The organism is Ancylobacter polymorphus (assembly GCF_022836935.1).
GTDB classification, from domain to species: Bacteria; Pseudomonadota; Alphaproteobacteria; order Rhizobiales; family Xanthobacteraceae; genus Ancylobacter; species Ancylobacter polymorphus_A.
Genome location: NZ_CP083239.1, coordinates 227266 through 240051 on the forward strand (window position 1 = coordinate 227266; position 12786 = coordinate 240051).

Sequence of the window (12786 nt, forward strand, 5' to 3'; positions counted from 1 at the left end):
TCAGCCGTGGTTGAGCCAGACGGTCTTGAAGCGCAGGAAGCCTTCGAGCCCCGCGCGCCCCATTTCCTTGCCGAAGCCGGAGCCGGCGAAGCCGCCCTGCGGGGTGGCGAAATCGGGCTGGCGGCCATGGCCGTTGACCCAGACCGTGCCGGCGTTGAGGCGGGCGGGCAGCGCCAGCGCCTTGGCGGCGCTGGTGGTGTAGAGGCTGGCGGCGAGCGCGTAGCTGGGATGGTTGGCCATCGCCAGCGCCTCGTCCTCGTCGTCATAGGCGTAGACGGACAGCACCGGGCCGAAGAATTCCTCGCGGAAGCCGACCGATGTGTCGGGCACGCCGGCGAGCACGGTCGGCTCGACATAGGCGCCCGAATTCATGTTGGCGCAGCGCCGGCCGCCGGTGAGCACGGTGGCACCATCGGCCACCGTTTCGGCCAGCATGCGGTCGATGCGCGCCGCCTGCATCTCGCTGATGATCGGCGGCAGGCTCGCGCGCGTGTCCCAGGTGGGGCCGGCGACGCGCGCCTGGGCGAGGCCGATGATCTTGTCGGTGAGTTCGTCCAGCAGCCGGCGCGGCGCGATCAACCGCGTGCCGGCGGTGCAGACCTGGCCGGCATTGGCGAGGAACCCGCCGGCGATGGTGGCGGCGAGCGCGTCGAGATCATGCGCGTCGTCCATGACAAGCTGGGGCGTCTTGCCGCCGAGTTCCAGGGTGAGCGGCTTGGTGCCGGTCATCGCCGCATCCGCCATCACCCGCGCGCCGGTGGCGGAGGAGCCGGTGAAGGTGATCTTGCCCGTGAGCGGATGGCGCACCAGCGCCGAGCCGGTGGCGCCCGCGCCCTGCACCACATTGAACAGGCCGGCGGGCAGCCCCGCCTCGATGGCGAGTTCGGCGATCATCACCGCCGAGGAGGGCGTGAGTTCGGAAGGCTTCAGCACCACCGCATTGCCGGTCACCAGCGCCGGGGCGGACTTCCAGATGGCGTTGATCGCCGGGAAGTTGAACGGCGCGATGGAGGCGATGACGCCATAGGGCTCGGGCTTGAGGAAGGTGGTGCCGCTGTTCGCCCCGGCGATCAGCGAGCCCTCGATCTTGTCGGCCCATTCGGCGAAATAGCGCACGGCGCCCGCCGCGCGGACGAGGTCGCGGGTGAGGACATCGGCCACCGGCCGGGTCGTCGTCGCCGCTTCCAGCCGCCCGAGCTCGGTGCGCCGCGCGTCGATGAGATCGGCCCATGCCTTCAGCACCCGCGCCCGCTCCAGCGGCGTGGCGCTCGCCCAGCCGGAGGCGGTGCGGGCCTTGGCGGCGCTGCGCATCGCCGCGTCCACCAGTGCCTCGTCCGCCGCGCGGAGTGTGCCGATGGCCGCGCCGTCGGACGGGCGGATGAGCGCGATTTCCGCGCCGTCGCCGGCGAGGCGCCGCCCGTCGATCAGGTGATCGGTGATAGCGGCGACGCCGTTCGGGTCGAAATCGTGGGACATGAGCCTCTCCTGAACCCGTTGCCTCAGACGCCGGTGAGGCGGAAGCCCTGCTGGAACGGGTCGTTGGGATCGAGGAAGAAGTTGAAGCTGCCGGTGAGATAGGCCGACCCGGTGACGGTGCAGCGGATCGCCGGCAGGTCGCCGACGGTGGCCTCGCCATGGATCTCGCCGGTGAACACCGTGTCGAGAATGCCGGCGTGGCGGAACGTGTCGCCCACCTTCAGCTCGCCCTTGCCGTGCAGCATGGCCATGCGCGAGGCAGTGCCGGTGCCGCAGGGCGAACGGTCGATCACGGTCGGCGGGCAGACGACGACGTTCTTGCCGTCGAAGCGCACCCCGTCGCCGTCGCCGACGATCTCGATCTGGTAGATCTCGTTGACATGGGCGAGCGTCGGATGCTGGACCGGAATGTCCTTCAGCCCGGCGCGCAGCTCCGCCGCCGCGCTCACCAGCGCCCAGGCATTGTCGGTGGTCAGTTCAAGGCCGAGGTCCGAGCCCTTGACGATGAGGTAGAAATCGCCGCCGAAGGCGATGTCGGCGCGCACCTTGCCGAAGCTCTTGGTCTCGACGACCACGTCGCGCTGGTAGAGGAAGCTCAGCGGCATCTCCAGCGTGACGGAGACGGCGCGGCCATTCTCCACCTTCACCCGCGCCGGCACGACGCCGGCCGGCGTGTCGAGCCGCACCAGCGTCTCGCCTTCCTGCGCGGTGATGTAGCCGGCTTCCACCGCGATGGTGGCGACCGCCATGGCGCAGTGGCCGCACATGGGCGGATAGGTGTCGGGCTCAAGGATGAGCATGCCGATATCGGCGTCGGGCGAGCAGGCTTCGGTGAGCACGGCGGCGGGCATGTTGAACGAGCCGCGCGGCTCGAACAGCACGAGCTGGCGCAGCCAGTCGCGGCTCATCAGGTCGGCGCGCTTTTCCACCATGGTGGCGCCGCGGATCGGGCCGAAGCCGGAGGTGATGAGGCGCAGCGGGCAGCCGGCGGTATGGGAATCGATGCCCTGGATGATGCGGGTCGAGCGCATGATGATGTCCGTTCAGGCGAGCGTGTTGATGAGGGCGGCGACATCGGCCTCGGCGAGGATCTTCGCCACGGAAGCCTGCTGCGCGTCGGTGAAGGGCAGCAGCGGCTCGCGCGGAATGCCGACCGGCTGGCCGAGCGCGTTCATCGCCGCCTTGATGCCGGCATAGAAGCTGCCGCTCTTGAAGCAGCGATAGATGGCGAACAGCGCCGGCTCCAGACGGTCCGCCGTGGCGGCATCGCCCGCGGCGCAGGCGTCGAAATAGGCGCGCACGAGGCGGCCGGAAAGCTGGTGCGCCATGGCGACCACGCCGACCACGCCGAGCGGCAGGGAGGAGCGGATCATCGTCTCATAGCCGACGAACACCGCCAGCTCGCCCTTCACCTTCTGGCACAGCTCGGCGACCTGCTGGATGTCGCCGGAGGAATCCTTGATGGCGACGACGTTGGGGATCTCGGCGAGGCGCGCCACCAGATCGGGGGTGATGTTGACGCCGATGCGCACCGGGCTGTTGTAGAGCATGACCGGCAGGCCGGAGGCGGCGCAAATGCGGCGGTAGAAATGCTCGGCCTCGCGCAGGTCGGGCTTGGCGTAGATCGGCGGCAAAGCAAGGATGCCGTCGCAGCCCGTGGTCTCGGCGGCCTTGGTGAGTTCCAGCACCACATCGGTGTGGAGATCGGAAACCCCCGCCAGCACCGGCACGCGGCCGGCGGCGACCTTCACCGTCGCCTCGAACAGCTTCACCCGCTCGGCGACGCTCATGGCATAGAACTCGCCGGTCGAGCCGCAGACGATGAGGCCGTCGGCGCCATTGGCGATATTGGCCTCGGCCAGCGCCTCGAAGCGCGGGAAGTCGATCGGCCCCTCGGGCAGGAAGGGGGTGACGAGGACACTGTGGATGCCCTGCCAGTTGGTCTTGCTCATGTGCGGTCTCGTTTCAGGAAGGCGGTGTCGGGACAGAGCGGGGGCGTGGCGCGGCACGCGGCCCCGCGCGAAAGGACGTTTGAGGTGCAGAAGGCGCCGGGCGGCGCGTCAGGTCTGAAGCAGCGGGCGCATCAGCTCGGCGGTGGCGTGGAAACGGTTGACGAAGGCGCGCACGCGCTCATTCGTGGGATGCAGCAGCACTTCCTGCGGCGTGCCCTCAGCGCAGATCGCGCCCTGATCGAGGAACACGACGCGGGTGGCGACCTCCAGCGCGAAGCCCAGCTCATGGGTGACGACCAGCATCGTCATCCCCTCGCGGGCCAGCGTGATCATGGTGTTGAGCACCTCGCCCACCAGTTCCGGGTCGAGCGCGGAGGTCGGCTCGTCGAACAGCATCAGTGAGGGACGCATGTTCAGCGCGCGGGCGATGGAGACGCGCTGCTTCTGCCCGCCCGACAGCCGGCCGGGCATGCGGTCGGCGAACTCCGCCATGCCGACCTTGGCGAGCAGGTCCATGGCGCGGGCGCGGTTGGTGGCGTCCGCCTCGCCCAGCACGGTGCGCGGGCCTTCCATCACATTCGCCAGCACGTTCATGTGCGGGAACAGGTTGAACTGCTGGAACACCATGCCGACGCGGCTGCGCATGGCGGCGACCTCGCGGCCGCTGATGCGGGCATTGTCGCGCCCGTCCGGCGCCCGGTCGAAAATGGGCGAGCCATCGACGACGATGCGGCCGGAGGTCGGCTGTTCCAGCAGGTTGACGCAGCGCAGCAGCGTGGTCTTGCCGGAGCCGGACGAGCCCAGCAGCGCCACCACCTCGCCGGGATAGACGGTGAGATCGATGCCGCGCAGCACTTCATGCGAGCCGTAGCACTTGCGCACCTGGCGCACTTCGACCAGCGCGGGGGCGTCGGCGGGAAGACGGGTCATGGCGGGGCCCCCTCTCAGTGACGGCGCATCTCGAGCCGGCGCGCGAGATAGTTGGAGGGAATGAGAACGGCGAGGAAGATGAGGCCGACCACGGTGTAGACCTCCATCGGCCGGTAGGTGAAGGAGGAGACGTAGCTCGCCTGATAGAGCAGGTCCGGCACGGTGAGCACCGACAGCAGCGTCGTGTTCTTCATCTGGATGATGGTCTGGCCGGCAAGCGGGGGCACCATCTGCCGCAGCGCCTGCGGCAGGATGATGCGGCGCATCGCCTGCCAGGAGCGCATGCCGAGCGCCTTGGCCGCGTCCGCCTGCCCGTGGTCGAGCGACTGGATGCCGGCGCGCAGGATTTCGGCGTAATAGGCGCCGCCATAGAGGCTGAGCGCGAGAATGCCGGCGGCCTGTTTGGAAATATTGATGCCGGCGAAGATCGGCAGCGCATAATAGCTCCACAGCAGCCACACCAGCAGCGGCACGTTGCGGAAGAACTCCACGAACAACATGCCGATGATTCGCAGCGTCTTGAGCGGCGAAAGCTGCACCAGCGCGATCAGCAGCCCGACGATCAGGCCGAGGACGCAGGTGATCACCGTATATTCGAGGGTGACGACCAGTCCCCAGGCGAACAGATGGGCGTTTTGGGTGATGACGGACCAGTCGAACACGGCGCAGCGACCTTGCGGGGGAGGGAAAGGCCGGTGCCGGCGGCAGGCGCCGGCACCGTAGGTAACGTCGACGAGGGGGACGACGTTAGAAGTTGAACTCGGGCGGCAGCACGGAGAGATCGATGCCGCGCGCTTCGAAGGCCTTGCGCAGCTTGCCCTGAGCGAGGCCGAGGGCGCGCTGCTGGTTCACCCAGTTGGTGAGCCAGTTCTCGTAGCCCTCATTGCCTTCCTCGCGGCGCATGCCGATGGTCGCGGGGTTGAGCAGCATCGGGCTCGGCAGCACGATCTGGCCGTTGATCGCCTTGGACACGTCGATGGCGTCGAACACGGCGAGGATCATGGCGTCGGCGCGGTTGGCCTGCAGCTCCATGATGCCGAGCGGGCGGTCTTCCACCACGATGATGTTGGCCTTGGGCGTCAGCGCCTCGGCGACGACCTGCATCGTGCCGCCCTTCTGCACGACGATGCGCACCGACGGGTCGTTCAGTTCGGCCCAGGTCTTCTTGGCAAAGCCCGGCTTGGTGACGATAGCCCAGGCATCGGTGAACAGCGGTACGCTGAGATAATCCACCACCAGGCCGCGCTTGGGGTTGGGGTTCAGGCCGAAGGCGATGTCGATCTTGTTGGCCTGGAAGTCGGCGGCGAGGTTGCCCCAGGTGGTTTCAACCGGCACGACCTTGACGTTGAGCAGCGTGGCGATGTCGTTCGCCCAGTCCATGTAGAAGCCGCTCCACGCGCCGGTGTTGCGGTCGCGGATATAGCCGGGCTCCTCGCCGATCATGACCGGCACGCGCAGCTCGCCGCTCTTGCGGATGCGGTCGAGCACGAGGTTGGGATCGGCGGCAAAGGCGGACTGGAAGGTCGAGAGCGCCAGCACGACGGCGCCCACGAACATGAGGACGAAAGAGCGGAAAAGCGAGCCGGCGGCCGGAGACGGCCGGAGGGACGAGGCGGTGGTCATCGTCGGTTCCCTAGTTCTCTGGTTTGGTGTTGAGGCGAGGCCTATCGCAGGAAGCCGCTGCCGAGAGGATCGCCCATCTCCTGGATGAGCGTCGCCACGGCCTTGAGGTGCGCGCGTCCCGTGATCCGGGTCGTGGCGGCCACGGCACCGCCGGCGCCGTGGGTCAGGGTGATGAGTTCGCCGGACAGACGCCCGCCGAACAGGCTGACCGCGTCGAGCCGCGTCCCCGGCTGCGCGGCGCCGGTGGCGGCGCGCAGGGCGAGGAGGCAGGAAAGACCGGCGACGCCGGGGGAGCGGTCGAATTTCTGGCGATCAATGGCGAGGAACTGGCGCACCGCGCCGGTCGCGTCCGTGCCATGGAACAGCACGGAATCGACGCTGGGCTGCGCCCCGCGCCGGCGCGGCAGCGCCTCGTTGAGATGGCGGCGCAGGCTGTCACCCAGCGCGAGCAGGCGGTCGATATTGCCCGCCTCCAGCGTCAGCCCGGCGGCCTGCGCATCGACGAGCGCGGTGCAGTCGCCGCACATGGCGATGGCGACATCGAGCTCCAGCCCGTCGATCGCCACGCGCCGGCCCACTTCCGTGATGAGCGCGGGCGGCATGTCGAGGGCGATGGCGTCGGCGTCGCCGTCCACGCCCACTTCGACGCTGAGAATGCCGTTCGGCACCTCGATGGTGAAGCGCTTGTGGCGGGTGAGGCGACCGAGCGCCCGCAGCGCCGCCGTGTAGCCCATGATGGCGTGACCGCACAGGCCCGGATAGCCATAGGAGGATATGAAGAAGGCGCCGAAATCCGCCGCGCTGGAGGCCACCGGCACCAGACCGAAGGCGCCGGAATGGCCGCGCGGCTCGTGCAGCAGCATCGGGCGCAGGCTGTCATAGCGCTCCGCGAACTGGCGGGCCTTGCCGGCGACGCTGTCGGCGTCCAGCCCTTCCAGCGGCTCGATCAGGATATGGGTCGGGTGGCCCTCGGTGTGGGTCTCGATGACGCGGAAGGTGCGCGCGCCCGAGGGCAGCTCCAGGCTGAGCGCCCCCTCGCCGATGCCCTCGCCGATGCCGGCACCGAGGCCGAGCCGGCGGTCGGTGCGCTCGAAGCTCATGGAGGAGAGGCGGTCGCTGTCGGTGTTGATCCACAGCACCTTGGCCGGCACCGGGCCGGTGTTGCGCCAGCGATGGGCGATACGGCTGTTGAAATAGGCGCCGTCGCCGGGGTTCAGCACCTCGGCGTCGCGGTCGGCGAGCGCGAGTTCGAGCGAGCCTTCCAGCACATAGATCAGTTCCTCGCCCTCATGGGCGTAGAAGCCGTCGCTCTCGCGCTCGGGGTCGATGGTCCACACTTCGGCGTCCATCAGCCGCTGCGAGACAGTGAGCTGCTCGATGGTGACGCCGGGGCCGAAGGAGCCGACGATGCGCCCCTGCCCCCGGCGCACGACGGGGAAATCGCGCCCCTTCGTGCCGCCGAGCAGTTCCGCCAGCGTGCGGCCGAACACTTCGGCAATGGCGTTGAGCCGCGCCGGGGAAAGGAAGGCGACGCCGCGCTCGAACATGGAGAGATGCGAGGTGGCGATGTCGGTGCGCTCGGACAGCTCGCGCAGCGACATGCCCGCTTCCTGACGCAGGCCGCGCACGCGGGCGCCGAGATGATTGAAGGTGACCGGCGCCGCCTCGCCTTCCGGCGCGGGCGCGGCCTCCTCCTCGCTGTCGAGCAGCCGGCGGATGGCGGAAAGGCTCTGGCCGTCCACCCGGCGCATGCGGTCGATGCGCCGCACGCGCTCGATCTCGGCCTCGCCATAGGAACGATGCCCGCCCGCCGACTTGCTGGGGGTCAGCAGGCCCTGATTTTCCCAGGAGCGCAGGGTCGACACCGCAATGCCGGTCACCTTGGCGACATGGCCGATGGAGAAGGGGAAGCGGGCGGCCGGCTGGGTCATGCGGTCTACATACCGTTTGTAGAAACACCGAACATGCGCAGACGGTATGCGGATTTATTGAACGAGTCAATCGAGGCTGGACAGAGAAGTCGGTCCCCTCGCCCGCCGTTGCGGTAACGGAGAGCGTCGCCCTTGTGCCCTCTCGACAACTGGTATAATGACTATATCAAGATATGAGTGAGAATAGACTCACCGCTTGAGGAAACGCATGGAAGGCTGAGGCGGCGGTGCGGAAACGCGCGGCGGAGCGGCTTTTCGTGCCGAGCCAGGACAGCCGCATGCCCGCGCCCCACCGGATCGAAGCCGACTATCTCATTGAGACCGCCTATGATCCCCGCCGCGCCGTCGAGGCGATGGCGGGCGAACAGTCGAGCGGCACCTTTGTCGCCATTCCCGGCGAGACGCCGGAGCTGAAGGAGCGCTCCGCCGCCCGGATCGAGGCACTGGAACTCGTCGCCACCTCCGACGCTCCGTCCCTGCCCGGCGCCGGCCATCCCCCGGGCGGGGTGATCCAGAGGGCGCGCGTCACCCTTTCCTGGCCGATGGACAATCTCGGCCCCTCGCTGCCAAACCTGCTGGCGACCGTGGCGGGCAATCTGTTCGAACTGAAGCAGTTCTCCGGCCTGCGCCTTCTCGACATCCGCCTGCCGCAGGACTTCGCGCAGGCCTATGGCGGGCCGAAATTCGGCATTGAGGGCACGCGCCGCCTCGCCGGGGTCGAGGGCCGGCCGATCATCGGCACCATCGTCAAGCCGAGCGTGGGTTTCGGGCCGACCGAGACGGCGGACCTCGTGAAGCTGCTGGCGGACGCGGGCATCGACTTCATCAAGGACGACGAATTGCAGTCCGACGGCCCGCATTGCCGCTTCGAGGACCGCGTGCACGCGGTGATGCGCGTCATCAACGACCATGCCGACCGCACCGGCAAGAAGGTGATGTTCGCCTTCAACCTCACCGGCGAGATCGACCAGATGCGCCGCCGCCACGATCTCGTGCAGGAACTGGGCGGCACCTGCGTCATGGCCAGCCTCAACTCGGTTGGCCTCGTCGGCATGATCGAGCTTGGTCGCTTCACGCAGCTGCCGCTGCACGCCCACCGCAATGGCTGGGGCTATCTCTCGCGCGCGCCGATGCTCGGCTGGTCCTATGTCGCCTGGCAGAAGATCTGGCGGCTGGCGGGGGCCGACCACATGCATGTCAACGGCCTCGCCAACAAGTTCTCGGAGGCCGATGACAGCGTGATCGCCTCCGCCCGCGCGTGCCTCACCCCCCTGTTCGAGGACAAGCCCTGCATCGCCATGCCGGTGTTCTCCTCCGGCCAGTCGGCCAAGCAGGCGCCCGGCACCTATGCCGCGCTGGGGTCGGCGGACCTGATCTTCGCCGCCGGCGGCGGCATCATGGCCCATCCCGACGGCCCGGCGGCGGGCGTCGCCTCGCTGCGCGAGGCGTGGGAAGCGGCGATGAGCGACGTGCCGCTGGCCGATTATGCCCGCGACCACGCCGCGCTCGCCCGCGCGCTGGAGACCTATGCGGCATGAGCCCCGCTCCGGCTTCCGCCCTTCCGGCCGGCCCGCTCGTCGCCTTCTATGGCGACGACTATACCGGCGCGTCGGCGGTGATGGAGGTGCTGAGCTTCGCCGGCCTGCCGACCGTGCTGTTCCTCGGCCCGCCGACGCCGGCTCAGCTCGCCCGCTTTCGCGAGATGCGCGGCATCGGCATTGCCGGTGTCGCCCGCTCGCAGCCGCCGGAATGGATGGACGAAGAGCTGCCGCCGATCTTTGAGCAACTGGCCGCGCTGAAGGCGCCGATCAGCCATTACAAGGTCTGCTCCACGTTCGATTCCTCGCCCGAGATCGGCTCCATCGGCCGCGCGGCGGAAATCGGCGAGCGCCTTCTCGGCGGCGAATGGCATCCGCTCATTGCCGGCGCGCCGGCCATCGCCCGCTATCAGGCCTTCGGCAATCTGTTCGCCGCCATTGACGGCACCGGCTATCGGCTCGACCGCCACCCTGTCATGGCGCGCCATCCGGTGACGCCGATGAACGAGGCGGATGTGCGCCGGCACCTCGCGCGGCAGACCGACCTGCCGGTCGGCCTCGTCGATTTCGTCGCCATGAAGACCGGAAAGGCCGAGGCGCAACTCGCCGCCGAGCGCGCGGCCGGCGCCCGCATCCTGGCGCTCGACGTGCTCGACGACGAGACGCTGGTCGAGGCCGGGCGGCTGGTGTGGGAACAGCGCGGCGAACGCCTGTTCGCCCTCGGCTCGCAGGGACTGGAATATGCGCTGGTCGCCTATTGGCGCGACGCCGGGCTGCTGGAAGCGGAAGCGCCGACGGCCCCACCGGCGCGGGCTGAACACATTGCCGTCGTCTCCGGCTCCTGCTCGCCGATCACAGCGGCGCAGATCGGCCACGCGCTGGAGAACGGCTTCGAGGGCATAAGGCTCGACGCGACGCACGCGGTGGAGTGCCGGGCGTGGGAGCGCGAAATCGCGCGCGGCACGGCGGCGGCGCTCAAAGCGCTGGAGGCCGGCCACGACCCGCTCATCTTCACCGCCAGCGGCCCGGACGATCCGGCGGTGCCGGCGCTCGGCCACGCGATCGCGGCGGCGGGTATTGCCCCGGCGCAGGTCAATGCCCGCATCGGCGACGGGCTCGGGCGGGTGCTCGACGCGGTGGTGCGCCGGGCCGGGCTGACGCGCGCCGTCATTTCCGGCGGCGACACGTCAGGCCATGCCGGCATGGCGCTCGGCATCTATGCGGTGACCGCGCTGGCACCGCTCGCGCCGGGCTCGCCGCTTTGCCGCGCCTATGCCGAAGGCGCCCATGACGGGCTCGAAATCACGTTCAAGGGCGGCCAGATGGGCCGGCCGGACTTCTTCAGCGCCGCACGGGGCGGCGTCGCCAACCATTGACCAGGAGAGAGGACCTCAGATGAAAAAGATCGCCTTGCTCGGCGCCGGCGGAAAGATGGGCGTCCGGCTCGCCACCAATCTCCAGGGCTCGCCCTATGAGGTGATGCATGTCGAGCCGACCGAGGCCGGCCGTGCCCGCCTGAAGGAGAAGACCGGGCTCGACTGCATCGACGGCGACAATGCGCTCGCCGATGCCGACGCCGTGCTCATGGCCGTGCCGGACCGGCTGATCGGCAAGATCGCCCACACCTTCATCGAGAAGGTGAAGCCCGGCACCGCGATCATCATGCTCGACGCCGCCGCCCCGCATGCGGGCGAACTGCCCAAGCGCGACGATGTCACCTATTTCGTCACCCATCCCTGCCACCCGCCGATCTTCAACGACGAGGTCACGGAGGAAGCGAAGAACGACTTCTTCGGCGGCGTGCATGCCAAGCAGCACATTGTCTGCGCGCTGATGCAGGGGCCGGAAGAGCACTATGCCCAGTGCGAGCAGATCGCCCGCACCATCTACAAGCCGGTCATGCGGGCGCATCGCTGCACGGTGGAGCAGATCGCCATCATGGAGCCGGCGCTGGCCGAGACCATCGGCGCCACGCTCTGCCTCGCCCTGCGCGAGGCGACGGACGAGGCCGTGCGCCGCGGCGTGCCGCGCCAGGCGGCGACCGACTTCCTGCTCGGCCACCTCACCATCGAGCTGGCGATCGCCTTCGAGATCTTCCCCGAGGGCAAGTTCTCCGATGGCGCGCTCTATGCCATCGACCAGGCCCGGCCGCAGATTTTCCGCGAGGGCTGGCTGGAGCGCATCTTCGACCCCAAGGCCGTGCAGCGCTCGGTCGAGGAAATCTGCAACCCGCCCAAGGCGGCCTGAGGCGCCCGCATCGGCGCATGCCACCGGCTCCCGTCCGGGGCCCTCGACAGCCCCGGACGCACAACATTCAACAGGGACAGGAACGCCATGAACCGGATCATCGCCCTTGCGGCCGCCGCCGCGCTCAGCCTCGCCGCCACGCCCTTCGTCGCGCCAGCCTTCGCCACCACCGTGATCAAGGCCGGGCACGGGACGCAGACCGCGCACCCCACCCATATCGCGCTGGAAAAGCTCGCCGAAATCGTCGCCGCCAAGAGCAAGGGCGACCTGAAGATCGAGATCTATCCCGACCGCCAGCTCGGCGAGGAGCGCGAAATGGTCGAGGGGCTGCAGCTCGGCACGGTCGACATGGCGGTGGTCTCCACCGGCCCGCTCGTCGCCTTCGTGCCCTCGCTCGGCACGGTGGACCTGCCCTTCCTGTTCAAGAGCTCCGACCATGCCTACAAGGTGCTGGACGGCGAGGTCGGGCAGGACCTGCTCGCCAAGTTCAAGGACCGCGGCATTGTCGGCCTCGCCTGGTGGGAGAATGGCTGGCGCAGCCTGACCAGCAAGAAGGAAGTGAAGTCCCCCGCCGACCTCAAGGGCATGAAGCTGCGCACCATGCAGAACCCGGTGCACATCGCCGCCTTCAAGGAGCTGGGCGCGTCGCCGATCCCGATGGTGTGGGGCGAGGTGTTCACCAGCCTCAGCCAGGGCGTGATCGACGCGCAGGAGAACCCGGTCACCATCGTCTACAGCAATTCGCTGTGGGAGGTGCAGAAGTACATGACGCTGACGCGCCACGTCTATGGCCCGCATCTGGTGCTGTTCAGCCAGCAGGCCTGGGACCGTCTGACCCCGGCGCAGCGGACGATCCTGGAGGAATCCCTCGTCGAGGCGACCGCCTATCAGCGCCAGACCTCCGCCCGGCTGGAAGCCGAACAGCTGAAGCTGCTGGCCGCCAAGGGCATGATCGTCGAGCAGGTGGACATCACCCCGTTCCAGGAAGCCACCGCCAACACCGCCTCGGCCTTCAAGAACATTGATCCGGCCGTGGTCGCCAAGATCAAGGCGGCCGCGAACTGAGCCCTGCACCGGCCGCCCCTTTGC

Annotated in this window: 11 protein-coding genes; 4 read left to right on the plus strand and 7 right to left on the minus strand. The window is 68.7% G+C overall.

What is annotated here, in order from left to right:
• The 7 genes from K9D25_RS00995 to K9D25_RS01025 all read right to left on the minus strand — a co-directional run bounded on the left by K9D25_RS00995 (nt 1) and on the right by K9D25_RS01025 (nt 7912).
• Complete coding sequence (locus tag K9D25_RS00995) at nt 1-1476, minus strand: aldehyde dehydrogenase family protein (RefSeq protein ID WP_244378373.1); 1476 nt, start codon at nt 1474-1476, stop codon at nt 1-3.
• A 23-nt stretch (nt 1477-1499) separates the two neighbouring features.
• Nucleotides 1500-2507, minus strand: a complete 1008-nt coding sequence (locus K9D25_RS01000) for a proline racemase family protein (RefSeq protein ID WP_244378375.1) — start codon at nt 2505-2507, stop codon at nt 1500-1502.
• Between the two features lie 12 nt (nt 2508-2519).
• Complete coding sequence (gene dapA, locus K9D25_RS01005) at nt 2520-3428, minus strand: 4-hydroxy-tetrahydrodipicolinate synthase (protein ID WP_244378377.1); 909 nt, start codon at nt 3426-3428, stop codon at nt 2520-2522.
• Between the two features lie 108 nt (nt 3429-3536).
• Nucleotides 3537-4358: an amino acid ABC transporter ATP-binding protein gene (locus tag K9D25_RS01010; RefSeq protein ID WP_244378379.1), complete on the minus strand. Its 822-nt coding sequence runs from the start codon at nt 4356-4358 to the stop codon at nt 3537-3539.
• A 14-nt stretch (nt 4359-4372) separates the two neighbouring features.
• Nucleotides 4373-5020, minus strand: coding sequence for an amino acid ABC transporter permease (locus K9D25_RS01015; protein ID WP_244378381.1), 648 nt, complete (start codon nt 5018-5020; stop codon nt 4373-4375).
• 85 nt (nt 5021-5105) lie between these two features.
• Entirely contained in the window at nt 5106-5981 is an 876-nt protein-coding gene (locus tag K9D25_RS01020) for a transporter substrate-binding domain-containing protein (RefSeq protein WP_244378383.1), read from the minus strand.
• A 41-nt stretch (nt 5982-6022) separates the two neighbouring features.
• Nucleotides 6023-7912 carry a proline racemase family protein gene (locus K9D25_RS01025; protein WP_244378385.1) on the minus strand — a complete coding sequence of 630 codons (1890 nt, stop codon included), beginning with the start codon at nt 7910-7912 and terminating at the stop codon, nt 6023-6025.
• A 278-nt stretch (nt 7913-8190) separates the two neighbouring features.
• Between K9D25_RS01025 and K9D25_RS01030 the strand changes: the two genes are divergently transcribed.
• The 4 genes from K9D25_RS01030 (at nt 8191) to K9D25_RS01045 (ending at nt 12762) form a co-directional block, all read left to right on the plus strand.
• Entirely contained in the window at nt 8191-9450 is a 1260-nt protein-coding gene (locus tag K9D25_RS01030; RefSeq protein WP_244378387.1) for a ribulose-bisphosphate carboxylase large subunit family protein, read from the plus strand.
• Nucleotides 9447-10826, plus strand: coding sequence for a four-carbon acid sugar kinase family protein (locus tag K9D25_RS01035; protein WP_244378389.1), 1380 nt, complete (start codon nt 9447-9449; stop codon nt 10824-10826). The genes K9D25_RS01030 and K9D25_RS01035 overlap by 4 nt, the downstream gene beginning before the upstream one ends.
• Nucleotides 10827-10845: 19 nt before the next feature.
• The gene (locus tag K9D25_RS01040) at nt 10846-11697 is read left to right on the plus strand and encodes a phosphogluconate dehydrogenase C-terminal domain-containing protein (RefSeq protein WP_244378391.1); all 852 of its coding nucleotides are present in this window, start codon (nt 10846-10848) and stop codon (nt 11695-11697) included.
• A gap of 87 nt (nt 11698-11784) precedes the next feature.
• Nucleotides 11785-12762, plus strand: a complete 978-nt coding sequence (locus K9D25_RS01045; protein ID WP_244378393.1) for a TRAP transporter substrate-binding protein — start codon at nt 11785-11787, stop codon at nt 12760-12762.
• The last annotated feature ends 24 nt before the right edge of the window (nt 12763-12786 follow it).